Origin of the sequence: Streptomyces sp. NPDC059499 (assembly GCF_042749285.1) — a bacterium.
GTDB lineage: Bacteria > Actinomycetota > Actinomycetes > Streptomycetales > Streptomycetaceae > Streptomyces.
The window spans coordinates 1-24,830 of the sequence record NZ_JBHYTT010000019.1; the positions used below are offsets into that span (position 1 = coordinate 1).

Here is a 24,830-nt window from a genome sequence, read left to right on the forward strand (position 1 = left end):
TCCCCCCCTGGGGGTGGGGGGTGTGTTTTTTGTTTTATTCCGACCCGCGCCCCCCCCGCCCCCGGCCCCCCGCGGCGGGCGGCTGCTGCGCCCCCGGGGGCGGCGCGACGTCAGTGGCGCGAGACGGTCACCAGGTGCCCGGTGCGGGCGGTGCCACGACCGGCGGGCGGTCGTCGCAGGTGATCGTGTTCGGCAGGAGCCACGGCGCGAGCCAGTCACCCGTCGTGCCGCCGCCGTCGTTGCCGCCGAGGTCGGTCAGGGTGAACTCGGAGCCGGCCGGGGTGAAGTTGAAGGACCCGCAGTTGTTGACGCCGACCGCGCCCACGTTGCGCGCGTCCACGTTCTCGAAGGTCGCCGAGCCCGCCGCGCGGGCGCTGACCACCGACGTACCCGTGCCGTCGACCCTGATGTCCTTGAAGTGGACGCCGCGGATCCTGTACGTGTCCTTCACCGGCCAGTCCGTGACCAGCATGATCGCGTTGTAGGTGCTGTCGAGGAAGTGGTTCCCCGTGACCCGGATGTCGGCGTCGATGTCCCGGTCCAGGGCGAAGAACCAGATGGCCCCGAGCCCGATGTTCCAGTTCAGTTCGTACGTACCGGCGCGGACCGTCGTGTTGTCGGTGAGGTCCAGCCGGCCCTTGAACGCCTCCGCCCCGAAGCGCGCGCCGACGTGCAGGGCGCTGCCCTCGCGCACGGGGTCGGCGACGAGGTTGCCGGACACCGTGTTGTCCGTACCGCCGTATATCGCGATGCCGTTGGCGAGGACCGGGCTCTGGACGGTGTTGCGGGCGAAGGTGTTTCCGGTGTTGGCGCTCTTCTCCGACCACATCGCGAGGCCGTCGTCGCCGGAGTTGCGTACGAAGGTGTGGGCGACCGTCGAGCCCGTCACCCCGCCGTGGAAGTTGATGGCGTCGGCGATCTGGTCGACGATGACGTTGTTCGTGATCCTCAGGTTCGACATCGGGCCGTCGAACCACATGCCGACCTTGGTGTGGCGGATGTGCAGCCCGTCGATGGTGGAGTCGCTCATCGCGCCGCCGATGCCGTTCACCTGGTCGGTGTCGACGCGTTCGCGCACGTCGCCCTCGATGGCGAAGCCGGACAGATGGACGTTGCGGCTGCCGCCCTCGGCCGCGTCCTTGCCGTAGAAGCCGACCCCCGTGTGGACGGAGCCGTCGGCGGCCGGGGTGTCGAGGGCGATCTCGCGGCCCTTGATCTTCGTGTACCAGCTGCCGGCCCCCTTGACCGTGACGTCGTCGACGATGATGTGGCGGTTGACCTGGTACGTGCCCGGCGGGATGTACACGGGGAGGTTCTTGCGCTTGGCGTGGGCGATGGCCCGGTCTATTGCTCCCGCCGAATCCCGCCGCCCGAACGGATCGGCCCCGAAGGCCAGCACGTTCGCGGCCCGGAGCTCGACGTGCGGGAGGCCCACGAGCTCGGAGTCGAGTACGTCGATGACGGTCCACGCGGCACGGCTGCCGGCCGGGACCGTGAGCCGTACGGTGTCCCCCGCGCCGTACTTCCTGCCCAGCAGCAGGCGCTGCTCGTCGTAGAAGTGGTTCGGGCGGAACGGCTTGGTGATCGTCGGAGAGGGAGTCGTCCCGCTGGGGACACAGGCGCATTCGGTGATCCACCAGTCCGGATGGAGCAGCCCGGCGTCGGGGTCGTTGGTGAACGGGTACTGGTTGTAGAGCCAGGCGTACTGCGAGGTCAGCGTCATCGTGGAGCGCTTCTTGCCGTTCACGGCGACATCGAGCGGTGCGGTGATGCCGCCCCCGCCCGGCGCGTCCGGAATGCTGTAGCGCACGGTGATCGCGTCGGCGGCGCCCGGCAGTGTGAACTCGACGTGCTCGCCCGGGGTAAGCCTGACCGCCTTACGGCCGGAGGCCTCGGCGGGCAGCGTGTACGCGGTGCGGTCGGGGCCGATGACCGTGCCGTTCGTGGCGGCGTTCTCCGCCTCCTGCTCGGCGAAGGGGACCTCGGCACCGCGGCCGGCGACCAGCGCCGGATCGAGGGCGGCACGCGTCACCACGGGCGCGGGGGCCCGTTCCCCCTCCGCACCCGTGGCCGCGGGGGCGCCGCTCAGGGCGCCCAGTCCGACAACGGCGGCGGTCAACGCGGCGACCGTGATGTTCCGTGACATCGCATGCCCGTTTCTCTCGGAAGGTGGGGCGACAGTAGGGCGCGCCACACCACCACCACAAGAGTTCTGCCAGAACCTTTCTGATCGATGACGAATACATGCAGAGTCACGTCATGTTTTTGCGTTCACTGTTCGTGCGCAGAGCAGCCGGTCCGGAGCCCGCACCACGGAGCCCGTGCGACCACGACGGAGCTCAGGCCCCCACGGTGCCGTCGACGCCCTCCCGCAGGAAGTCCGCGTGGCCGTTGTGGCGGCCGTACTCCAGGAGCACGTGCACCATGACCATCCGCAGGGACACCTCCTTCTCCCAGCGCGGCTGGAGGCCCAGCACGTCCAGGGACTCGGCCTCCCTCTCGATCCGGCGCGAGTTCTCCACCTCGGCCTCCCAGGCGCCGAAGGCCTCCTTCCTGGTCGAGGCACTCGCGTCGTACGCCGCCTGGAAGTCGATCCGGTCGGACCAGACCATGGGCGCCCCGTTGTCCTCGAACACACGGCGGAACCAGGCCCGTTCCACCTCGGCCATGTGCCGCACCAGTCCGAGCAGCGAGAGCGTGGACGGGGGCATCGACTGCCGCCGCAGCTCCTCGTCGTCCAGCCCTTCGCACTTCATGGCCAGGGTCGCTCGGTGGTAGTCGAGAAAGGCGCGCAGGGTCTCGCGCTCGTCGCCGGAACTCGGCGGCCCGGTACGGGAGTCGGTGGTCATCCTTGTGCGCTCCTCAGGGATGGCTGCAGGGGCCGTCAGTATCCGGTACCGACGCGGGGACACGACGACGCCGGCCCCCGGGAGAAATCCCGGGGGCCGGCGTCGTACGGGTACTGCGTGGAGCTGCTGATCCCAGGGGATCAGAAGTCCATGTCACCGCCCGGCATGCCGCCCGGAGCAGCCGCAGAGGCCTTCTCCGGCTTGTCGGCGATGACGGCCTCGGTGGTGAGGAAGAGCGCGGCGATGGACGCGGCGTTCTGCAGAGCGGAGCGCGTGACCTTCGCCGGGTCGATGATGCCCTCGGCGATCATGTCGACGTACTCGCCGGTCGCGGCGTTGAGGCCGTGACCGATCGGAAGGTTGCGCACCTTCTCGACGATGACGCCACCCTCGAGACCACCGTTGACGGCGATCTGCTTGAGCGGGGCCTCCAGCGCGAGCTTGACGGCGTTGGCACCGGTGGCCTCGTCACCCGTCAGGTCGAGCTTCTCGAAGACGGCCGTGGCCTGCAGCAGCGCGACGCCACCACCGGCGACGATGCCCTCCTCGACGGCGGCCTTGGCGTTGCGCACCGCGTCCTCGATGCGGTGCTTGCGCTCCTTGAGCTCCACCTCGGTCGCGGCGCCGGCCTTGATGACGGCCACGCCGCCGGCCAGCTTCGCGAGGCGCTCCTGGAGCTTCTCGCGGTCGTAGTCCGAGTCGGAGTTCTCGATCTCGGCACGGATCTGCTTGACGCGGCCCTGGACCTGGTCGCTGTCACCCGCTCCGTCGACGATCGTGGTCTCGTCCTTGGTGATGACGACCTTGCGGGCCTTGCCGAGCAGGTCGACGCCGGCGCTCTCGAGCTTGAGGCCGACCTCCTCGGAGATGACGGTGCCACCGGTGAGGATGGCGATGTCGCCGAGCATGGCCTTGCGGCGGTCACCGAAGCCCGGAGCCTTGACGGCGACGGACTTGAAGGTGCCACGGATCTTGTTGACGACCAGGGTCGACAGGGCCTCGCCCTCGACGTCCTCCGCGATGATCAGCAGCGGCTTGCCCGACTGCATGACCTTCTCGAGCAGCGGAAGGAGGTCCTTCACGTTGCTGATCTTGGAGTTGACGATCAGGATGTACGGGTCGTCGAACGACGTCTCCATACGCTCCATGTCGGTCGCGAAGTACGCCGAGATGTAGCCCTTGTCGAAGCGCATACCCTCCGTGAGCTCGAGCTCCAGACCGAAGGTCTGGGACTCCTCGACGGTGATGACGCCTTCCTTGCCGACCTTGTCCATCGCCTCGGCGATCTTGGCGCCGATCTCGGTGTCGGCAGCGGAGATGGAGGCCGTCGAAGCGATCTGCTCCTTGGTCTCCACGTCCTTCGCCTGCTCCAGCAGAGCGGCGGAGACGGCCTCGACGGCCTTCTCGATGCCACGCTTGAGAGCCATCGGGTTGGCACCCGCGGCGACGTTGCGCAGGCCCTCGCGGACGAGCGCCTGGGCGAGAACGGTTGCGGTGGTCGTACCGTCGCCGGCGACGTCGTCCGTCTTCTTGGCGACCTCCTTGACCAGCTCCGCACCGATCTTCTCGTACGGGTCCTCGAGCTCGATCTCCTTGGCGATGGAAACACCATCGTTGGTGATCGTGGGCGCGCCCCACTTCTTCTCGAGGACGACGTTTCGGCCCTTGGGGCCGAGGGTGACCTTGACGGCGTCGGCGAGCTGGTTCATCCCGCGCTCGAGACCGCGCCGTGCCTCCTCGTCGAACGCGATGATCTTGGCCATGTGAAGTGGTCCTCCCGGACAGGGGTGGATTTCTCCGGACCGAGAGGCGCCCGCGACGGACGGCCAGCGTGCTCAGCGGTTCCTTGCCCCGTGAGCCTGCGGGCCTCACCGGCCCGGTCCAAGTTTCTGTCACTCTCACCTGGAGAGTGCTAACGCCAATGATTAGCACTCGACCCCTGCGAGTGCAAGCGTCCCCCTCCAGATGTGGACAACCGCCGGGGGCTCGCGGGACGCACGCAGGGCCCGTACCCCTCTTCGGAGGTACGGGCCCTGCGTGTGTGAGTAGTGTCGTTGGCCGACCGCGCCGAGCTCAGCCGACGGCGAGCTTGACCATGTCCGCCTGCGGCCCCTTCTGGCCCTGCGAGATTTCGAATTCAACTCGCTGACCCTCTTCGAGGGTGCGGTACCCGTCCATCTGGATCGCGCTGTAGTGGACGAAAACATCCGCACCACCGTCGACCGCGATGAAGCCGTACCCCTTCTCCGCGTTGAACCACTTGACGGTGCCCTGAGCCATGCCTAACTCCCCTATTACTGGCCCTTGCACAGGACCGCACTTCGCGGGCCCGGGTCAGAACTCACCCTCCGACAGGAGAGGGTGGCGTGCGCCGGAACGCGTCGACCGCGGCCGAATGTATCTGCCCAACTGCCCTCTGCAACAGGGCAATCGGACGAGAATTCTGGGCACAGCTGAACGCCCGGATAGGTGCAACTCACAAGATTCCAGGGCAAGTCGGGCCTGACAAAGGCCACTTATGGCGCAAGGAGTTCACGTACTTTGGCTGCTTCTTATCGCGACCGGGCGCATTCTCATATGCGGGCGGCACAGGCAGCGGAGGGGACTTCCCCAACTGTACCGCGCTCAACCATGCAGAATTGCCCCCTCCGCTTCTCTTGCGGAGGGGGCAACGGTGTTCACGCTGTGAAGTCGTACAGGAGGCTCGGCCTCCGGCAACGGTGCCCGGCGGCCGGCCTCCGGGCACGGTGCTCGGCGGGTCAGCCTCCGGCGACGGCCGGGATGATCGAGATGCCGGCGCCGTCCGGGGTCGCGGTCTGCAGGCCGCCCTCGAAGCGCACGTCGTCGTCGTTGACGTACACGTTCACGAAGCGGCGCAGCTTGCCCTGGTCGTCCAGGACGCGGGCCGCGATGCCCGGGTGGTTGTTCTCCAGGGACTCGATGACCTCGGAGAGGATCGTGCCCTCGGCCGGGACCTCGGCCTGACCGCCCGTGTAGGTGCGGAGGATGGTGGGGATACGGACCTTGACGCTCATGGGGTGCCTTCCTTCGGTCTCGGGTGGTCAGCTGGCGGCGAGGCCCGCGTCGCGGAACGCGTCCAGGCTCGGCCGGATCGTGGCCGACAGGCCGGTCGTCGGGGCGACGGCGTCCAGCGTCTTCAGGCCGTCACCGGTGTTCAGGATGACGGTGGTCAGCGTCGGGTCCAGCAGACCGGCGTCGATCAGCTTCTTCGTCACACCGACCGTCACACCGCCCGCGGTCTCCGCGAAGATGCCCTCGGTGCGGGCCAGCAGCTTGATCGCGTCGACGACCTGCTCGTCGTTGACGTCCTCGACGGCACCGCCGGTGCGCCGGGCGATGTCCAGGACGTACGGGCCGTCGGCCGGGTTGCCGATCGCGAGGGACTTGGCGATCGTGTTCGGCTTCTGCGGCCGTACGACGTCGTGCCCGGCCTTGAAGGCGGTGGAGACCGGGGAGCAGCCCTCGGCCTGGGCACCGAAGATCTTGTACGGCCTGTCCTCGACCAGGCCGAGCTTGATCAGCTCCTGCAGGCCCTTGTCGATCTTCGTGAGCTGCGACCCGGACGCGATCGGGATGACGATCTGGTCGGGCAGCTGCCAGCCGAGCTGCTCGCAGATCTCGTACGCCAGGGTCTTGGAGCCCTCGCCGTAGTACGGGCGGAGGTTGACGTTGACGAAGCCCCAGCCCTCACCGAGCGGGTCGCCGATGAGCTCCGAGCAGAAGCGGTTGACGTCGTCGTAGTTGCCCTCGATGCCGACCAGTTCGCCGCCGTACACCGCGGCCATGACGATCTTGCCCTGCTCCAGGTCGTGCGGGATGAACACGCACGAGCGGAAGCCGGCGCGGGCCGCCGCGGCGCCCACCGCACCCGCGAGGTTGCCGGTGGAGGAGCAGGACAGGGTGGTGAATCCGAAGGCGCGGGCGGCCTCGACGGCGATCGCGACGACACGGTCCTTGAAGGAGTGCGTCGGGTTGCCGGAGTCGTCCTTGACGTACAGACCGCCGGTGACGCCCAGCTCACGGGCGAGGTTGTCGGCCTTGACCAGCTTCGTGAAGCCGGGGTTGATGTTGGGCTTGCTCGCGACATCGGCCGGAACGGGCAGCAGCGGCGCATAGCGCCAGATGTTGTCGGGGCCTTCGGCAATGCGCTTCTTGAGCTCTTCCGGGGAGCCGCTCGGCAGGTCGTACGCCACTTCGAGCGGCCCGAAACAGGACGCACAGGCGAAAATGGGACCGAGCTCGAAACGCTCGCCGCATTCGCGGCAGGAAAGTGCTGCGGCGGAACCGAGGTCCACGGCAGAAGAATCGGTGTTCGCTGCAACTGTCTGAACAGACATGATGGCGGAGCCCTTTCTCCTCATCTTCCTTGCGGCGTATTTCGCCACAAGACGGAATTGGCACCTTCCCCACCGTGACCTTGCGGTCGGCAGGGGGGTTGCCGGGACTTCAACGGGCCGTTCCCTCAGTCCCTCTGGATGAGCGCTATGGCACCGGACCATCGATCCGGGCATTTATTCGCGGACCGACCCCGACATGCGAGGGTCATCCGCGTTGTTCAAGACTGTAACCGAAGCCCTGGACGATTGAGATAGTCGTCCGAACCGCGAGATGGATCACATACAGGGAGTATCGACCGTGCTGGAAGAGGTGGAACGCTGGCTGACCAGGCGTTCCTGGTCGGCCGACGACCGCCCGCTCGACCGCCTCACGGCCGCGCGCGCGAGGGATCCGCGCCGCGCCCGGGTGAGCGTCGTCCTGCCCGCCCTGAACGAGGAGGAGACGGTCGGAGCGATCGTCGAGGAGATCCGGCGCGAGCTGATGGAGAAGGTCCGGCTCGTCGACGAGCTGGTGGTGATCGACTCCGGTTCCACCGACGCCACCGCCGAAGTGGCCCGCCGGGCGGGTGCCAGGGTGGTGCACCGGGACGCGATACTCCCCCGGATACCGGCCGTACCCGGCAAGGGCGAGGTGCTGTGGCGGTCACTGCTGGTGACCAGCGGTGAGATCGTCTGCTTCATCGACGCCGACCTCAAGGACTTCTCCGCGGACTTCGTCTCCGGGATCGTCGGCCCCCTGCTGACGGACCCCGAGGTCCAGTTCGTCAAGGCCATGTACGACCGCCCCCTGGGAGAAGCCGCAGGCCAGGGCGGTCGGGTCACCGAACTGGTGGCACGCCCGCTGCTCAACCTGCACTGGCCTCAGCTGGCCGGCTTCGTCCAGCCGCTGGGCGGCGAGTACGCCGTACGCCGCTCCCTGCTCGAACGGCTCCCCTTCCCCGTCGGTTACGGGGTGGAGCTGGGCCTGCTCGTCGACGCCCTGCACACCGTGGGCCTGGACGCGCTGGCGCAGGTGGACGTCGGCGTGCGCAAGCACCGCCACCAGGACGGCCAGGCGCTCGGCCGCATGGCGGCGGCGATCTACCGCACCGCTCAGCTGCGGCTCTCCCGGGGGCATCTGGTGCGGCCCGTGCTCACCCAGTTCGAGCGGGGCGAGAGCGGCTTCGTACCGCGCACCCATGCGGTGGACACCGAGGAGCGGCCGCCGATGCGGGAGATCACGGAGTACGCGTCCCGCCACGCGGCGTGACGTTTCGCGGTTGGCTTCGCGTTTGGCGGCTTCCCGAACGGGCTAGGTTCGGGTACATGGTCTCCGAGCACTCTGCCCAGGTCCTCGTCGCGTCCAATCGCGGCCCCGTGTCCTATGCGCTGCGCGAGGACGGCACGCTCGACTCGAAGCGCGGCGGGGGCGGCCTCGTCTCCGGTCTGAGCGCCGTCGAGGACAAGCTGTGGGTGTGCGCGGCCCTGAGCGACGGCGACCGCGAGTCGGTCCGGCGAGGCCTGTCGGAGCCCGGCGTCCGCATGCTCGACATCGACGCCGGAGTCCACGACGACGCGTACAACGGCATCGCCAACTCGGTGCTCTGGTTCGTCCACCACATGATTTACCAGACACCGCTGGAGCCGGTGTTCGACGCGGAGTTCCGTCGGCAGTGGGCGTCGTTCGAGGCGTACAACCGCGCCTTCGCCGAGGCCCTCGCCGAGGAGGCGGGCGTGGGCGCGGTGGTCCTGGTCCAGGACTACCACCTGTCGCTGGTGCCCGGCATGCTCCGCGAGCTGCGCCCCGATCTGCGGATCGGCCACTTCTCGCACACCCCGTGGGCCCCCGTCGACTACTTCCGGCTGCTGCCCGACGACATCGGTGAGCAGTTGCTGCGCGGCATCCTGGGTGCCGACCGGGCCGCGTTCCTGACCCGCCGCTGGGCGGACGCGTTCATCAGCTGCTGCACGGAGGTCCTGGGCGGCACCGGCCGCACCCGGATCGGGGTGCATGGGCTGGGCGCCGACGCGGACTTCCTGCGCCGCCGCTCCCACGAGGCGGACGTGGACGAGCGGATGGAGACGCTTCGGGAGCAGGTGGGCGCCGGCAGGCGGACGATCGTGCGGGTGGACCGCACCGAGCTCTCCAAGAACATCGTCCGGGGGCTGCACGCCTACCGCGCCCTGCTGGAGGAGCGCCCCGAATGGCGCGAGCGGGTGGTGCACGTGGCGTTCGCGTACCCCTCCAGGCAGGACCTCGCGGTGTACCGCGACTACACGGCCGAGGTTCAGCGCGTCGCCGACGCGATCAACGCGGAGTACGCCACGGAGGGCTGGACCCCGGTCATCCTCCACGTCGACGACGACTTCGCCCGCTCGCTCGCGGCGTACCGGCTGGCGGACGTGGCACTGGTCAACCCGATCCGCGACGGCATGAACCTCGTCGCGAAGGAGGTCCCGGTCGTCTCCGACAACGGCTGCGCGCTGGTGCTTTCGCGGGAGGCGGGAGCCTACGAGGAGCTCGGCGAGGACGCCGTCGTGGTCAACCCGTACGACGTGTCGGCCACGGCGGCGGCGCTGCACGAGGCGCTGACGATGGAGGACGACGAGCGCAGCGCCCGCACGAAGCGGCTGGCCGCCGCGGCGACCGCGCTGCCGCCGCAGCAGTGGTTCCTGGACCAGCTGGACGCCCTGCGGGGTTAGAGCTTCCCGATGCGCCGGGCCAGGGATTCCAACAGGCCCACCACGGCCGCCGGGCCCGGCAGCAGCAGGTCGGCACGCTCGGCGAGTTCGGGAACCTCCGTGCCGCTGCAGACCAGGAGGCCCGGGGTGCCGTCCGGCCCCTCGGCGCGGAGCTTCTCGACGGCTGCGTACGCGGCGAGGTCGCCCAGGTCGTCCCCGGCGTACAGGACGGACCCGGCGCCGGCCTCCCGTACGTACTCCGCGAGTGCCACTCCCTTGTCCATGCCCGGCGGGCGCAACTCAAGGACGAGGCGGCCCGGTTCGACGATCAGCCCGTGCCGGGCGGCCAGGTGCCCGAGGGGTTCGCGCAGGGACTCGAAGGCCGCCTGCGGGTCGTCGGCCCGCCTCGTGTGTACGGCGACGGCCTGTCCCTTCTCCTCGATCCAGGTGCCGTGCCAGGCACCCACCTCGTGCAGGACGCCGTGGAGTTCGGCGCGGACGGCGGCGACGCCGGGGTGCGGGGCGGGGGCGTGCACGGTACCGGTGACGGCGTCCCAGCGTTCCGCGCCGTAGTGCCCGAGGACGACGAGGTGATCGAGGCCGGGCACCCCGGCGAAGCCGCCGTACCGGACCGCGACGCCCGCGGGGCGTCCGGTGATCACGGCGACGGAGGCGACCTGCGGCGCGAGCGCGGCGAGTGCGGGTACGGCCCCGGGATGGGCCCGCGACTGCTCCGGGTCGGGCACGATGTCGGCGAGGGTGCCGTCGAAATCGAGCGCGATCACGGCGCGGTCGGGGCGCGCGAGGAGCGCGGCGAGGCCTTCACGGCCGGCCTGGGTGGACGGGGTCGGCAGAGGTTGGTCCGGGTTGCTGCCCATGCTCCGAGCGTATCGGTGACGGGGCGCCCGTGGTGGGGGCACGATCAACCCGGTCCGGCGGCGAGGACATCCGTCCGGCGGTGCCGGGGGCTCAGCGCCGCCCGCGTCTCGCGTCCCGCACCCTCCGCAGCCGGTTCACCGTCACCGGGTCCTCGGCGAGCGCGCGGCGGTCGTCGATCAGGGCGTTGAGGAGCTGGTAGTAGCGGACCGGCGAGATGCCGAGCTGCTCCCGGATCGCCCGTTCCTTCGCACCGGGTCCGGCCCAGGAGCGCCGCTCCAGGGCCAGCACCGCACGCCCTTCGTCGGGGAGCGGGTCGTCGGCTGCGGTCATATCAACCAACCTACTCCGCGGCCTCCGCCCGACGCGCCTCCTCCGAGATCTGCCCGAGGATGCCCTCCGGGTTGCCGTTCGGCTCCACGGCCGAGCCGATCTTCTCCTTGATCGCCTCGCTGGCCGTCGCCCAGGACGTCTTGCCGAACGGGTACAGCTGGGAGTTCGGCAGCGCCTCGAGGAAGTCGTACAGCGCCTTGTACTTCTCGTCCGCCTCCATCACCTCGGAGGCACTGCCGGTCACGGGCAGCAGGTCGTACTGGTCGGCGAAGGCCAGGACGTTGTCGTCGGTGTACGCGAAGTCGAGGAACTTGCCTATCTCTTCGCGGTGGCCGTTCTCCTTGAAGCCCATCATCCAGTCGGCGACACCCATCGAGCCCTTGGAGGGCCCGTCGATCCCGGGCAGCGGGACCATGCCGACGTCGACGCCCTTCTTCTCGGCCTCCTGCATCAGCGTCGGGTGGCCGTTGAGCATCCCGACCTGGCCCTTCGTGAAGGCGTCGAAGGCCGTCGCGCGGTCGAGCTTGCCGGGGGCGACGGGGCCGGTGAGGCCCTTGCCGACGAGGTTGTCCTTCAGCCACTTGAAGGTGGCGATGTTCTGAGGGGAGTCGATGCTGTACGAGCCGACGTCGTCGGTGTAACCGCCGCCGCCGCTGAGCATCCACATCATGGTCTCGGCCTGGGACTCCTCGGGGCCGAGCGGCAGGGCGAAGGGGTAGGTGACGTCACGCTGCTTGAGCGCGGAGGCATCGGCCTGGATGTCGTCCCAGGTCTGCGGGGCGTCGATGCCCGCCTTCGCGAACAGCTCCTTGTTGTAGAACAGCAGCCGGGTGCTGGCCACGAACGGCAGGCCGTACAGCTCCCCGTCGACCTTGCCCGCGTCGCTGAGCGAGGGAAGGAAGTTGGCCGAGGTGCGGATGGCGAGCATCTCGTCGGCGTCGTACAGCTTGCCCGCGCTGGCGTAGTCGGCGTACGCGCCGATCTGCGCGATGTCGGGGGCGTCGCCGGCCTTCACCATGGCGGCGACCTCGCGGTCGACGTCCTTCCAGGAGAGGACGTTGACGTCGACCTTGATGCCGGGGTTGGCCTTCTCGAACTTCCGGGCGACGTCGTCCCAGTACTTCTCGGAGCTGTTCTCCGCGCCCGTGCCGTAGTCGGCCGCGACGAACTTCAGGGTGACCTCCTTGGAACCGCTCTCCGTGCCACAGCCGGACAACGTTGCCGTCATGCCGAATGCGGCCACCGCCGCGGTCAGACCCACCAAGCGCCGCTGCACAGAACTGTCCATCCCTCTGGGTTCGCACCGATGACCGATCCGGCGATGAGCCGCGATCCTGCCTCACGTCCACCGTGGAGGTCTACACCACCGGAGTATCGATTCGGCAATCTATCCGACCCCTCGCGCCCGGCCGGAGGGGGGACGGACGGGCGCACACACAGGTCATTTTGTATGGATGGTCAACAAACCGCGATAGTGGACTAGACCTTTTAGGGGTCGGCGGGCGAAACTGTCTTCCGTGAGACACGTCATCGCCCTCGATGTGGGCGGCACAGGAATGAAGGCCGCACTGGTCGGGGCCGACGGCACCCTGCTCCACGAGGCGCGCCGGGCCACCGGCCGCGAGCGCGGGACCGAGGCAGTGGTCGAGACCATTCTCGGGTTCGCGGCGGAACTGCGCGCGCACGGCGAGGAGCGGTTCGGCACGCCCGCCGTCGCCGTCGGGGTCGCCGTGCCCGGGATCGTCGACGCCGAGCGCGGGATCGCGGTCTACTCCGCCAACCTGGGCTGGCGGGACATGCCCCTGCGGAAACTGCTCGCCGAACGGCTCGGCGGCCTGCCCGTCGCGCTCGGTCACGACGTCAGGACCGGCGGCCTCGCCGAGGGCCGGATCGGCGCGGGCAAGGGCGCGGACCGCTTCCTGTTCGTGCCGCTGGGCACCGGCATCGCCGGGGCCATCGGCATCGCGGGCACCATCGAGGCGGGCGCCCACGGCTACGCGGGCGAGATCGGCCACATCGTGGTCCGGCCGGACGGCCCGGACTGCAACTGCGGCCAGCGCGGCTGTCTGGAGACCCTGGCCTCCGCGTCCGCGGTGACCCGGGCCTGGGCCGCCGCGTCCGGGGACCCGGACGCCGACGCCGCGGACTGCGCGAAAGCGGTGGAGTCGGGCGACCCCGCCGCACAGCGCGTATGGCAGAACGCCGTCGACGCACTCGCCGCCGGACTGGTCACCGCGCTGACCCTGCTGGACCCCCGCACGCTCATCATCGGTGGCGGTCTGGCCGAGGCGGGGGAAACCTTGTTCACACCACTGCGTGCGGCTGTCGAGGAACGCGTCACGTTCCAGAAGCTGCCTCACATCGTCCCGGCGGCCCTCGGGGACACCGCCGGATGCCTGGGCGCAGGGCTGCTCGCCTGGGATCTTCTCTCCACGGAGGTATCCGCCTGATGGCCGGACGCGCAGACAGCACAGTTCTCGCAGGTGCCCGGGTGGTGCTTCCCACCGGGACGGTCGAGGACGGCCGGGTGATCGTCGAAGGCACCCGGATCGCCGGCAGCACGCCGGAGGGCGCCCGGACCGTCGACCTTTCGGGCCACTGGGTGGTCCCCGGTTTCGTGGACATGCACAACCACGGCGGCGGCGGCGCGTCCTTCGCCACCGGCACCGCCGAGGACGCCCTGACCGGAGCACGCACCCACCGCGAACACGGCACCACGACCGTCGTCGCCTCCACGGTCACCGGGGACATGGACTTCCTGGCCCGGCAGGCCGGCATGCTCTCCGAGCTGGTGGAGCAGGGCGAGCTCGCCGGCATCCACTTCGAGGGGCCCTTCATCGCGCCCTGCCGCAAGGGCGCCCACAGCGAGGAACTGCTCCGCGACCCCGACCCGGCCGAGGTCCGCAAGCTGCTCGACGCGGCACGCGGCACGGCCAAGATGGTCACCCTCGCCACCGAACTGCCGGGCGGCATCGATTCCGTGCGGTTGCTCGCCGAGCACGGGGTCATCGCCGCCATCGGCCACACGGACGCGACGTACGAGCAGACCGTCGAGGCCATCGACGCGGGCGCCACCGTCGCCACGCACCTCTTCAACGCGATGCCGGCGCTCGGCCACCGCGCGCCGGGCCCGATCGCCGCCCTCCTCGAGGACGAGCGGATCACCGTCGAGCTGATCAACGACGGCACGCACCTGCACCCCGCGGCCCTGGAGCTCGCCTACCACCGCGCGGGCGCCGACCGGGTCGCCCTGATCACGGACGCCATGGACGCGGCCGGGGTCGGCGACGGCCGCTACGTGCTGGGCCCGCTCGCCGTCGAGGTCAAGGACGGCGTGGCACGCCTGGTGGAGGGCGGCTCGATCGCGGGCTCCACGCTGACCCTGGACACGGCGTTCCGACGGGCCGTCACCGTCGACAGGATCCCCGTCGAGGACGTCGTGCGTTCGATCTCCGCCAACCCGGCACGGCTGCTCGGCCTGTACGACAGGGTCGGCTCGCTCGACCCCGGCAAGGACGCCGACCTCGTGGTCCTGGACGCGGACTTCGCGCTCAAGGGCGTCATGCGCCGCGGCGAGTGGATCGTCGAACCGCCTCTCGGATGAAGGCGGCCGTGACGGTCTCCACAGACGCGTCCCCCTGGTGACGCCCTGTTGAACACGTAACGAAGAGACGGCGGTTGACCCGGGGGTCTGGGACGGCTGCCGTCTCTTTGACATGATCACCGGGACGGCGCCGCGGAGGAGACGGCGCGCAGGGACGAACGACCAAGGAACCGGGGGCCGGTACAGGTGATACTGACCGTCACGCTGAACACGGCACTCGACCTCACATCCACCGTCCCCGCCCTCGTCCCGCACACCAGCCACCGCATCGGCGAGATGTCCGAACGCCCGGGCGGCAAGGGCCTCAACGTGGCCCGGGTGCTCTCCGCCCTGGGACACGACACGGTGGTCACGGGCTTCGCCGGAGGCTCCACCGGAGCCGTCCTGCGCGACCTGCTCGCGGCGCTCCCCCACCGCCCCACGGACGCGCTCGTCACCATCTCCGGGAACACCCGCCGCACCCTCGCCCTGGTCGACCTCTCCACCGGAGACACCACCCAGCTCAACGAGCCCGGCCCGCAGATAGGCGCCCACGAGTGGGCCGCCTTCCTGCGGACGTACGGGGAACTGCTGCCCGGAGCGCATGCGGTCGCCCTCTGCGGCAGCCTGCCGCCCGGCATACACGTCGGCGCGTACGCCGAACTGGTCCGCCTCGCCCGCGCCGCCGGCGTCCCCGTCCTCCTGGACACCGCCGGCGAACCGCTGCGCCGCGGCATCGCGGCACGGCCCGACCTCATCAAGCCGAACGCCGACGAGCTCGCCCAGCTCACCGGCGCACGCGAACCCCTGCGCGCGACGCGTGACGCCCGCCGCCGCGGCGCGGCCGGCGTCGTCGCGTCACTGGGCGCGGACGGCCTGCTCGCCGTCACCCCCGAGGGCATCTGGCAGGCCGCACCGCCGTCCGCCGTCCGCGGCAATCCGACGGGCGCCGGCGACTCCGCCGTGGCCGGACTGCTGTCCGGCCTGGCGGAGGGCCTGAGCTGGCCCGACCGGCTGGCGAGGGCGGTCGCCCTGTCGACGGCGACCGTACTGGCCCCGGCGGCCGGCGAGTTCGACATCGCGGCGTACGAGGACCTGCTGCCCCGCGTCACGGTCGAGCAGCACGCACCCGCCGCCTGAACCCCGAACCACCCGGAAAACACCGCGTCCCGGCTCGCGGGGCGATGACCGGGACGGTGGTGGTTCTGCTGAACGGGCCTACTTGATGTGACCCGATTTCAGCGACAGCTGGTCGAGATTGGCATCGCACTGGTCGCCCTCACGGCACGACAGCATGAGCGTGTTCGACCCCTTGTCGAGCTGCACCCACGCGTACGTGGTCGTCCAGCCCTTCTCCAGGTCGCCCTCCGCAGCCTTCGCGAAGTTCTTCATGTTGATGGAGCGGGGCTCCCCGGCGTTGACCGTGAGCGAGGTCTTGGCGTCCTTGCCCGGCACCCCGTACGTCACGTAGAGCGTGTACGGGCCGCTCTTGGGCACATCGACCGTCCAGGTGGCCGACCGGCCGACCTCGTTGAGGCTGATGTACTGGCCGTTCGCACCCTTGGCGCCCTTGACCGTGTTGTCCAGGGCGGCCGTGCCGCCGAGTGACAGCGTCGCCGCGTCCTGCTTGGGCAGCTCGACGGGCTCCTGCGAGGGCTTCGCGGAGTCCTCGGTCTTCGGGGACTCCTCGACCTCACCGGCCGGACCCGCCGACGTGCCGGCCTGGTCCTTCTTGTCGTCGTCGCCCGTCATCAGGGCGGCGCCGATACCGATGAGCACGACCGCGACCACGGCGACCGCCGCGATCAGCAGCGCCTTGGTGTTGGGGCCGCCCCGGCCCGGACCCGCGCCCCGGCCACCGCCGTGCGGCGGGACCTGCGAGGAACCCGCACCACCCGGATACGTCTCGGGGGCCGCGTACTGCGCGTTCGGCTGCCCGTACTGCTGCGGAGGCTGCTGCCCGTACTGCGGCGGGGCCTGCTGGCCGTACGCCTGCTGCGGCGGGACCTGCCCGTACTGCCGCTCGCCGACGGTCCGCACCTGGTTGTACGAGGTTCTGGGCACGCCGGGCTGTGCGGCCGGTCCGGGGTAGCCGTAACCACCCTGACCACCCTGTCCGGGCGGCTGGGCTCCTGCCGCACGCCCGTCCTCGTACAGATAGCCGAACGGATCGTCGTCCTCGGGCTTGCTCGCGCCGCTGTTCCCGGCCGTCATCCCTGGGTCACTCCTCACCATGTCGCCAGCCGTCGCCGACCGGCCGAGCCTACCCCGAACGGAGCACGCGCCGAATTGCCCTCGGCCGACCGGGAAACCGGGGCGGGGTAAGGGGACTGCCGGGGCGTGAACGTCAGCCGGCTCGGCGGTGAACCTTCGATCGGGACCGCTTTTCCACATACATCCGCTGGTCGGCGGAGCGCAGGACCTCTTCCACGGTCATGCCGCACTCTGCCCAGCCGATACCGAAACTCGCCCCGACCCTGACTGCCCGGCCGTCCACCCGGATGGGCGGAATGATGGCGTTACGCAAGCGTACGGCCAGATCTGCGGCATCTGCGGCCCCCAGGCCGTCCGCGAGGACGACGAATTCGTCACCCCCGAGCCGGGCGACCGTGTCACCGTCCCGCACACAGGTGGTGAGCCGCCGTGCCACCTCGATGAGAACCGCGTCACCCGTGTGATGTCCGAAACGGTCGTTGATCGACTTGAAGCCGTCCAGGTCGCAGAAGAGCACCGCGAGGCCCTTCGCCCCGTCGTCGCGCTCCATGTCGGGCGCGACCGTGTGCACGTGGTGGTCGTACGGGCCGCCTCCGACCGCCACATCTCCGTCGTAGCCGTCGGGGCGGTAGCCGTGCGTACGGGAGGCCTCGACGTCCCCGTACGCCGCGTCCAGTGCCTCGATCGCCGTCGACGCGATCGAGTGGGGCCTCTCACAGAGCCGGGCACTCAGCCGGGAGCGCAGCTCGGCACTGTTGGGCAGGCCGGTGAGGGCGTCGTGCGAGGCTCGGTGCGCGAGATTCAGCTCGTTGCGCTTGCGCTCCTCGATGTCCTCGACGTGCGTCAGCAGGAAGCGCGGGCCGTCGGCGGTGTCGGCGACGACCGAGTTGCGCAGCGAGACCCAGAGGTAGGTGCCGTCCCTGCGGCTGAGCCGCAGCTCGGCGCGCCCGCCCTCGGCGGAGGTGCGCAGCAGGGTGCCGATGTCCTCGGGGTGGACGAGGTCGGCGAAGGAGTAGCGGCGCAGTACCGAGGCGGGGCGGCCCAGGAGACGGCAGAGCGCGTCGTTGGTGCGCAGCAGCCTGCCGTGCTGGTCACCGCCCATCTCGGCGATGGCCATGCCGCTCGGGGCGTACTCGAACGCCTGGCGGAAGGATTCCTCGCTGGCCCGCAGTGCCTGCTGTTCCCGTTCGAGCCTGACCAGGGCACGCTGCATATTTGCTCGGAGCCGGGCGTTGCTGATCGCAATGGCGGCCTGGGACGCGTACATCTGGAGGGCCTCACGGCCCCAGGCTCCGGGCCGGCGGCCGTTGCGGGGGCGGTCGACGGATATGACGCCCAGGAGGTCCAGTCCACCGCCGGAGGCGTACATGGGGGCGTAGAGGCGGTCCAGGGGGTGCCACTCGTCCTCGAAGCGGGGCTCGGGGCCCTCGGTGTGCCACTGCGGTACGTCGTCGTCGAGGAGGACCCAGCCCTCGGTGTGCGGTATGAACCGGAGTCCGTCCCAGGCCTCACCCATGGACAGCCTGCGCTCCCAGGACTCCCGGGAGCCGACACGGCCGGTGATCAGGGCTTCCGCGGCGGTGTTGCCGGCGAAGGCGGCCACGACGAGATCACCGTCGGGCCGGACGAGGTTCACACAGCCCAGTTCGTAGCCGAGGCCGGCGACGATGCCGTCGGCCACGGTCTGAAGCGTGTCCGCCAGACTCCGCGCCGTATTGAGATCAGCGACGGCCTGGTGCAGCTGCCGCATGGTCGCAAGGCGGACGTACGGCTCCGACTCGGCCTCCATTGCTCGCACTCCCCGAGACCTCGACAGCAACTCCAGGTTTCATATCGACGTACTTGTTGCAGTGTCACGGCCACTGAATCACAGTGAGCTGTGCACCCGGTACACAGGGTCAACAAATATTGCTCTCTGTGACTCAAGTCACAACAGAATGATAAACGGACCACGATCTCACTCCCGGGGGTCTCCTGTCCCTTCCTGAACGCAAATCCGCCGCGTCGCAGGCGGCCGGCCGGCCGGAACCGGTCGGTGGTCCGGGAGTCCTAGGACCCGGCTGGTCCCCTGGACCGATGCGATCGCGCACCGTACGGCACTAGCGTGCCGGATGTGCTGCAGAAGACTCCCCCCGCCCCGCGCTCCGAAGCCGTCCCCCATGCTGAGGGGGTGAGCAACGACGAATTCCGCGCCGCCCTGGCCCGACTGGCCGCCGGTGTGGTGCTGATCACCGCCCAGGAACCGCCGCTCGACGAACACGGCCGCGGCGAGGACGTGGGGATGACGGCGACCGCCTTCGTCTCGGTCTCGCTGGACCCGCCGCTGGTGATGGTGAGCCTGCGCAACGACTCACGGATGGACGACCTGTTGGCCGAGCAGCCGCTGTGGGCGGTGTCGGTGCTCGCGGAGAGCCAGCGGCAGATCGCCGGCCGGTTCGCCATGAAGGGCCGGATCAGCGACCGGCTGCTGTTCGCGGACATCCCGTACCTGCGGGGAGAGGTGACGGGTGCGCCGTTGGTCGAGGGAGCGCTCGCGACGCTGGAGTGCCGTACGGAACAGCGGGTCCTGGCAGGCGATCACACGCTCGTGATCGGCCGGGTACTGACGGCCGGACTGCCCCACACGGACGGCGAACCGCTCGCGTACTTCAAGGGCCGCTACCGCCGACTGGGCTGACCCGCGCGGAGGGACGCGGCCGTCACCAGTCGCGGCCGGAGCGGCCCCGCTTCGTGTCGCCCCGCTGCTTCTTCTCGCGCAGCCGGCGCTCGTTGATACCCCGCGGGATCTTCTTCTTGAGGCGCGGCCTCGGCGGCGGCGCCGTGGCCTCCGCCAGGAGCGCGGCGAGCCGCACGGCGGCCGTTTCGCGGTTGCGCCACTGGGAGCGGTGCTCGGAGGCGCGTACCGCCACGACCCCGCCCACCAGCTTCCCGGCCAGCCGTTCCAGCGCCCGCGCCTTCCACACCTCGGGAAGCGCCTCGGTCGCCGCGAGGTCGAAGCGGAGCTCCACCTGCGTGTCACTGGTGTTGACGTGCTGCCCGCCGGGCCCCGAGGAGCGCGAGAAACGCCACATGAGCTCGGCCTCCGGCAGGGAGACCGCACCGCGGATGACATAGGGCCCGGACATGACACCCATGTTCCCTGGCCCACAGCCTGTTCGTCACCTTCTTTTGCGGGCGTTCGGCCAGAAGTTCGGCAAAGAAAGTAAAGCGAGCAGGAACCTCGTGGTCTATCGCCTGCGTTATGACGTGTGACGGTAGCTTTCGTGATGGCACGAAGCCCGCACACGACGAAGGAAAGGGACTTCCCATGGCAGTAAGCCTGTCCAAGGGCGGCAACGTCTCCCTCACCAAGGAGGCACCGGGCCTGACCGCCGTCACGGTCGGCCTCGGCTGGGACGTCCGCACCACCACCGGCACCGACTTCGACCTCGACGCCTCGGCGATCGCGGTCAACACCGCCGGCAAGGTCTTCTCCGACGGCCACTTCGTCTTCTTCAACAACAAGGCGACGCCGGACCAGACCATCGTCCACACCGGTGACAACGTCACGGGCCAGGGCGAAGGCGACGACGAGCAGATCAACGTCAACCTGGCCGGCCTCCCGGCGGACATCGACAAGATCGTCTTCCCGGTCTCCATCTACGACGCCGAGACCCGCAGCCAGAACTTCGGCCAGGTGCGCAACGCGTTCATCCGCATCATCAACCAGGCCGGCGGCACCGAGCTCGCCCGCTACGACCTGAGCGAGGACGCCGCCACCGAGACCGCCATGGTCTTCGGCGAGCTCTACCGCAACGGCGCGGAGTGGAAGTTCCGCGCGGTGGGCCAGGGCTACGCATCGGGCCTGCGTGGCATCGCCCAGGACTTCGGCGTCAACCTCTGACGTAGAACGCCTGTCCTCCGGGAGCCCCCGGCCGCATCTGTCGGCCGGGGGCTCCCGTGCGTCATGGCGCCCCCGGCGCCCGCACCACCCCGCCGCATAGCGGACACAAGCCCGCTCCAGTCGGACAAGAACTGGTCAAAAACTTGTGAGGCAATTGTCAGCACACCGTCAAAGTCGTTCATTCGGTGGCACGCTCTCCGCTCGTAACCCCCACAGGAACGAGCAACGGAGAAGGCATGACCCCCCACATGAACACCCGTCGCGCCGCTGCCCTGACCGCAGTTGCCGCGATGGTCGTCGTCGGAGTGCAGACCGGTTCGGCCACGGCCGGCCCCAACACCCCCGACGACACCGCCTCTTCCACCCGCACGGCATCCGCCACCGCACTCGGCGTGAACACCGCCGCGCAGCGCGGCTCGGCCATCCGCGCCGCGCAGACCGACGCCACCGCGGCCGCCGAGTCCCTCGGCCTCGGCAGCCAGGAGAAACTGATCGTCCGTGACGTGATCAAGGACGCCCACGGCACCGTGCACACCCGCTACGAGCGCACCTACGCCGGGCTCCCGGTCCTCGGCGGCGACCTCGTCACCCACACCGCGTCCGACGGCAGCCCCAAGGGCGTGGACAAGGCCACCGAGGCCCGCATATCCGTGCCGACGACCCAGCCGAAGGTGAAGTCGGCGGCAAGCGCGCGCAAGGTCGTCTGGGCCGGCAGCGGCAAGCCCGTCCTCGCCTTCGAGACGGTCAGGGCCGGTGTGCAGAAGGACGGCACACCCAGCAAGTTCCACACCGTCACGGACGCCTCCACCGGCAAGAAGCTGCACAGCTACGAGGCCGTCGAGACCGGCACCGGCAACAGCCAGTACAGCGGCCAGGTCACCCTGACGACCGCACCGGGCGGCTCGGGCTTCGAGCTCACCGACGGCGACCGCGGCGGCCACAAGACGTACGACCTCAACCAGGGCAGCAGCGGCACCGGGGACCTCGTCACCGACGCCGACGACACCTGGGGCGACGGCACCGGCAACGACCGCCAGACCGCGGCGGTCGACGCCCACTACGGCGCCGCGGCGACCTGGGACTTCTACAAGTCCGAACTGGGCCGCTCCGGCATAGCCGGCGACGGCAAGGCCGCGTACTCCCGGGTCCACTACGGCAACGCGTACGTCAACGCGTTCTGGGACGACAGCTGCTTCTGCATGACGTACGGCGACGGTGCCGACAACAAGAGCGCCCTCACCGCGATCGACGTCGCCGGCCACGAGATGAGCCACGGCCTCACCGCCGCCACCGCCAACCTCGACTACTCCGGCGAGTCGGGCGGCCTCAACGAGGCGACCAGCGACATCTTCGGCACCTCCGTCGAGTTCTTCGCGGACAACAGCACCGACGCCGGGGACTACCTCATCGGCGAGAAGATCGACATCAACGGCGACGGCACCCCCCTGCGCTACATGGACAAGCCCAGCAAGGACGGCGGCTCGGCCGACTACTGGGACTCCGGCGTCGGCGACCTGGACGTCCACTACTCCTCCGGCGTCGCCAACCACTTCTTCTACCTGCTGGCCGAGGGCAGCGGCGCGAAGACCATCAACGGCGTCGACTACGACTCGCCGACCTCCGACGGCTCCACGGTCACCGGCATCGGCCGCCAGAAGGCCTACCAGATCTGGTACAAGGCCCTCTCCGTCTACATGACCTCGACCACCGACTACGCGGGCGCCCGCGTCGCGACACAGAAGGCCGCGACCGACCTGTTCGGGGCGGACAGCGCCGAACTCAAGGCCGTCGACGCCGCCTGGACCGGGGTCAACGTGAAGTAACCCGGCCCGACGACACGGGAGCCGGTCAGCCTCGGGCGGGCCGGCTCCTGCCGTCGAGCCAGGTCTCCCACAACCCCGTCAGATCCATGCCGGACTCCTTCTCCACGTACGCGGTGAAGTCCGCCGTCGACGCGTTGCCGTGCCGGTGGGCCTTCAGCCAGCCCCTGACGAGGGCGAAGAAGGCCTCGTCGTCGCCCATCCGCTGCCGGATCCGGTGGATGACCATCGCGCCGCGCCCGTACACCGGAGGCCCGGACAGGTCCGCGGCGGACGGTGGATCGCTCGGCGGGAAGGCCCAGTTCGCGTCGTTCTCGTACGCCGCGTCGAAGCTGTCCCGGACGGGGACGCCCTCGTGCTCCTCGTTCCAGAGCCACTCCGCGTACGTCGCGAAGCCCTCGTTGAGCCACATGTCCTGCCAGCTCTCCGGGGTGACGGAGTTGCCGAACCACTGGTGGGCCAGCTCGTGGACGAGCAGCCCGATGTCGGGCGGACCGGGGAAGAACGGCCGGTTCTGGGTCTCCAGCGCGTAGTCGGAGTCCTTGCTCAGCCCGACGATCGCCCCTGCGGAGGCGAAAGGGTACGGGCCGAACGTCCGCTCCGCCCACCGGAGGACCTCCGGGATCCGGGCGAGCACGGCGGCGCTCGCACCGGCCGACGCAGGGTCGACGGCGGTGACCACCGGCATGCCGTCCCCGGTGGCCGACTCCTTCACCGTGTAGCGGCCGACCGCGACGGTCGCGAGATAGCTCGCCATGGGTTCACGGGTGCGCCAGTGGAACGTGGTGCGCCCCCCTGCCGTACGCCGGGACGCCAGTTCGCCGTTGGAGACAGCGCTCCGCCCCTCGGGCACGGTGACCCTGATGTCGTACGAGGCCTTGTCACTCGGGTGGTGGTTCCCGGGGAACCAGGCCATGGAACCGGTCGGCTCACCGAGCGCGACCGACCCGCGCCCGGTCCGCACCCAGCCCTCCTTCGACCCGTCGGCATCGGTGAACGTCCGCGGGGCGCCGGAGTAGCGGACGACCGTACGGAACGTCCTGCCCTTACGCAGCCGGTCCTCGACCTCGTCGTCCGGACGCAGCGTCAGTTCGCTGCCCGCCCGGTTCACGGCCGCGGGCCTGCCCTCGACGGTCACCGACCCGACGTCCAGCCCCGCCAGATCCAGGTTGAACGCGCTGAGGTCCTGGGTCGCACGGGCGGTGATCTCCGCCGTGCCGCGCAGCCGACCGGAACCCGCGTCGACGGCCAGGGTCAGGGCGTAGTGCGTGACGTCGTAGCCGCCGTTGCCGAGCCTGGGGAAGTACGGATCGCGCAGCCCCGCCGCTCCCGGCGTGCCCCGCACTCCGCCGGTGTCCGGCGTGCAGGCCGTGGCGAGGGTCAGGAGGGCGAGCAGCAGGGTGGCGGGCGCCGCACTCCGTACAGGGGTTCGCTGATCCACACCGGTGATCCTATGTGTGGAATGTCGGGTTGATTTCGGGCAGCGGTGGGCGGGCGGGAACAGGACGGCGCGGAGAGCGGGCCGGCGGGCGTTTCAGAGGACAGCGGGCGTCACGGCGGGCGGCTCAGAGGACGGCGATGCCCAGGGGGCGTTCGCCCGCGCCGATCCTGAACGGCTTCCCGGCCCCTTCCCCGGCCAGGTCGACGACCGTGATGCCGTTCCAGTAGCCGTCACGGGTGAAGCCGCCGGTGACGTACGCCGTGCGGCCGTCCCGCGACACGGCCACGTCCTCGTGCGGTCCCTCCAGGGCGACCGTGCGTTCCCTGCCGTCGGGGGTCCGGACCGTGAGGGACGGTTCCTCGTCGTCCGCGGCGATCGGGCCGGTACCGACGACGAGGAGAGTCCCGTCGGGGGTGAGAGCCGCGCCGTGCTGGTGCGTGTCGGCGGTCATCCGCTCGGTCCGGACCGTGCCGGTACGCGGATCGAGAACGGCGAGCCGCTCACCCTCGAACGGCAGCAGCAGCTTCCCGTCCGACGGGCGCACCACGGCATAGTGCGGCTTCAGCCAGGAACCGAGCCCGCCCTCGGTGCCGTACGGGGCGACCTCCATGCGCCGCGGCTCCAGGGTGCGGGTCCCGACGGCCGTGACGTCGAACGAGTCGTGACCGGTGGCGTACACCTCGGCGCCGTCGGCCGAGACGTCCACGTCGAAGGGCCGGCGGCCGACCGGGACGGTGGCGGTGACCTCGCGGGTCGCGGTGTCGATGACCTCCAGCACCCCGTTCCCGCCCGGGACGTTGACGCCGACGTAG

Annotated in this window: 22 protein-coding genes and 1 riboswitch; of the genes, 8 read left to right on the forward strand and 14 right to left on the reverse strand. The window is 70.0% G+C overall.

The features are described from left to right. Positions 1–127: 127 nt before the first annotated feature. The 6 genes from ACFW9O_RS31280 to thrC all read right to left on the reverse strand — a co-directional run bounded on the left by ACFW9O_RS31280 (position 128) and on the right by thrC (position 7,207). The gene (locus ACFW9O_RS31280) at positions 128–2,146 is read right to left on the reverse strand and encodes a glycosyl hydrolase family 28-related protein (RefSeq protein WP_384614023.1); all 2,019 of its coding nucleotides are present in this window, start codon (positions 2,144–2,146) and stop codon (positions 128–130) included. A gap of 193 nt (positions 2,147–2,339) precedes the next feature. Then, entirely contained in the window at positions 2,340–2,849 is a 510-nt protein-coding gene (locus ACFW9O_RS31285) for a DinB family protein (RefSeq protein WP_351182374.1), read from the reverse strand. A 140-nt stretch (positions 2,850–2,989) separates the two neighbouring features. After that, a complete protein-coding gene (gene groL / locus ACFW9O_RS31290) occupies positions 2,990–4,612 on the reverse strand; it encodes a chaperonin GroEL (RefSeq protein ID WP_329208626.1) in 1,623 nt (540 codons plus the stop codon). Between the two features lie 310 nt (positions 4,613–4,922). Continuing rightward, a complete protein-coding gene (locus tag ACFW9O_RS31295; RefSeq protein WP_003967346.1) occupies positions 4,923–5,129 on the reverse strand; it encodes a cold-shock protein in 207 nt (68 codons plus the stop codon). 479 nt (positions 5,130–5,608) lie between these two features. Further along, positions 5,609–5,884 (reverse strand): MoaD/ThiS family protein, encoded by a 276-nt coding sequence (locus tag ACFW9O_RS31300; RefSeq protein WP_384614026.1) that lies wholly within the window; start codon positions 5,882–5,884, stop codon positions 5,609–5,611. A 27-nt stretch (positions 5,885–5,911) separates the two neighbouring features. Next, positions 5,912–7,207 (reverse strand): threonine synthase, encoded by a 1,296-nt coding sequence (gene thrC, locus ACFW9O_RS31305; protein WP_351172860.1) that lies wholly within the window; start codon positions 7,205–7,207, stop codon positions 5,912–5,914. Between the two features lie 17 nt (positions 7,208–7,224). Beyond that, a riboswitch (SAM riboswitch) is annotated at positions 7,225–7,352 on the reverse strand. A 153-nt stretch (positions 7,353–7,505) separates the two neighbouring features. Here thrC and ACFW9O_RS31310 point away from each other — a divergent pair. After that, entirely contained in the window at positions 7,506–8,456 is a 951-nt protein-coding gene (locus ACFW9O_RS31310) for a glucosyl-3-phosphoglycerate synthase (RefSeq protein ID WP_384614204.1), read from the forward strand. Between the two features lie 56 nt (positions 8,457–8,512). Beyond that, the gene (locus ACFW9O_RS31315) at positions 8,513–9,889 is read left to right on the forward strand and encodes a trehalose-6-phosphate synthase (protein WP_384614028.1); all 1,377 of its coding nucleotides are present in this window, start codon (positions 8,513–8,515) and stop codon (positions 9,887–9,889) included. Here the strand turns inward: ACFW9O_RS31315 and otsB are convergent. From otsB to ACFW9O_RS31330, 3 genes are all read right to left on the reverse strand, one after another. Further along, positions 9,886–10,746 carry a trehalose-phosphatase gene (gene otsB, locus ACFW9O_RS31320; protein WP_384614030.1) on the reverse strand — a complete coding sequence of 287 codons (861 nt, stop codon included), beginning with the start codon at positions 10,744–10,746 and terminating at the stop codon, positions 9,886–9,888. The two genes, ACFW9O_RS31315 and otsB, sit on opposite strands and share 4 nt — an antisense overlap. A 91-nt stretch (positions 10,747–10,837) precedes the next feature. Beyond that, entirely contained in the window at positions 10,838–11,077 is a 240-nt protein-coding gene (locus ACFW9O_RS31325) for a DUF3263 domain-containing protein (RefSeq protein WP_351172869.1), read from the reverse strand. Between the two features lie 10 nt (positions 11,078–11,087). Beyond that, positions 11,088–12,365: an ABC transporter substrate-binding protein gene (locus ACFW9O_RS31330; RefSeq protein ID WP_384614033.1), complete on the reverse strand. Its 1,278-nt coding sequence runs from the start codon at positions 12,363–12,365 to the stop codon at positions 11,088–11,090. Positions 12,366–12,594: 229 nt separating this feature from the next. On the opposite strand from ACFW9O_RS31330, the gene ACFW9O_RS31335 reads away from it, so the two are divergent. From ACFW9O_RS31335 to ACFW9O_RS31345, 3 genes are all read left to right on the forward strand, one after another. Further along, a complete protein-coding gene (locus ACFW9O_RS31335) occupies positions 12,595–13,527 on the forward strand; it encodes an ROK family protein (protein ID WP_351172874.1) in 933 nt (310 codons plus the stop codon). After that, on the forward strand, positions 13,527–14,681 hold the full coding sequence (nagA, locus tag ACFW9O_RS31340) for an N-acetylglucosamine-6-phosphate deacetylase (RefSeq protein ID WP_384614035.1): 1,155 nt from the start codon (positions 13,527–13,529) through the stop codon (positions 14,679–14,681). The genes ACFW9O_RS31335 and nagA overlap by 1 nt, the downstream gene beginning before the upstream one ends. A gap of 186 nt (positions 14,682–14,867) precedes the next feature. Further along, the gene (locus tag ACFW9O_RS31345; protein ID WP_384614036.1) at positions 14,868–15,800 is read left to right on the forward strand and encodes a 1-phosphofructokinase family hexose kinase; all 933 of its coding nucleotides are present in this window, start codon (positions 14,868–14,870) and stop codon (positions 15,798–15,800) included. A 78-nt stretch (positions 15,801–15,878) separates the two neighbouring features. Here ACFW9O_RS31345 and ACFW9O_RS31350 read toward each other — a convergent pair whose 3' ends face one another. Continuing rightward, the gene (locus ACFW9O_RS31350; RefSeq protein WP_384614038.1) at positions 15,879–16,874 is read right to left on the reverse strand and encodes a carbohydrate-binding protein; all 996 of its coding nucleotides are present in this window, start codon (positions 16,872–16,874) and stop codon (positions 15,879–15,881) included. A 133-nt stretch (positions 16,875–17,007) separates the two neighbouring features. After that, positions 17,008–18,663 carry a diguanylate cyclase CdgB gene (cdgB, locus tag ACFW9O_RS31355; protein ID WP_351172883.1) on the reverse strand — a complete coding sequence of 552 codons (1,656 nt, stop codon included), beginning with the start codon at positions 18,661–18,663 and terminating at the stop codon, positions 17,008–17,010. Between the two features lie 381 nt (positions 18,664–19,044). Between cdgB and ACFW9O_RS31360 the strand changes: the two genes are divergently transcribed. Continuing rightward, complete coding sequence (locus ACFW9O_RS31360) at positions 19,045–19,551, forward strand: flavin reductase family protein (RefSeq protein WP_351172886.1); 507 nt, start codon at positions 19,045–19,047, stop codon at positions 19,549–19,551. Between the two features lie 22 nt (positions 19,552–19,573). Here the strand turns inward: ACFW9O_RS31360 and arfB are convergent, their stop codons facing one another. After that, entirely contained in the window at positions 19,574–20,008 is a 435-nt protein-coding gene (gene arfB / locus ACFW9O_RS31365) for an alternative ribosome rescue aminoacyl-tRNA hydrolase ArfB (RefSeq protein WP_351172889.1), read from the reverse strand. 173 nt (positions 20,009–20,181) lie between these two features. Between arfB and ACFW9O_RS31370 the strand changes: the two genes are divergently transcribed. Together ACFW9O_RS31370 and ACFW9O_RS31375 are read left to right on the forward strand one after the other, a co-directional pair. Continuing rightward, positions 20,182–20,757 carry a TerD family protein gene (locus ACFW9O_RS31370; protein ID WP_328905060.1) on the forward strand — a complete coding sequence of 192 codons (576 nt, stop codon included), beginning with the start codon at positions 20,182–20,184 and terminating at the stop codon, positions 20,755–20,757. Positions 20,758–20,993: 236 nt separating this feature from the next. Further along, on the forward strand, positions 20,994–22,580 hold the full coding sequence (locus ACFW9O_RS31375) for a M4 family metallopeptidase (RefSeq protein WP_384614042.1): 1,587 nt from the start codon (positions 20,994–20,996) through the stop codon (positions 22,578–22,580). 25 nt (positions 22,581–22,605) lie between these two features. On the opposite strand, the gene ACFW9O_RS31380 is transcribed toward ACFW9O_RS31375, so the two are convergent. After that, on the reverse strand, positions 22,606–24,018 hold the full coding sequence (locus ACFW9O_RS31380) for a M1 family metallopeptidase (protein WP_384614044.1): 1,413 nt from the start codon (positions 24,016–24,018) through the stop codon (positions 22,606–22,608). A 124-nt stretch (positions 24,019–24,142) separates the two neighbouring features. Further along, the coding region (locus ACFW9O_RS31385; RefSeq protein WP_384614045.1) for a YncE family protein at positions 24,143–24,830 on the reverse strand (688 nt) is incomplete at its 5' end.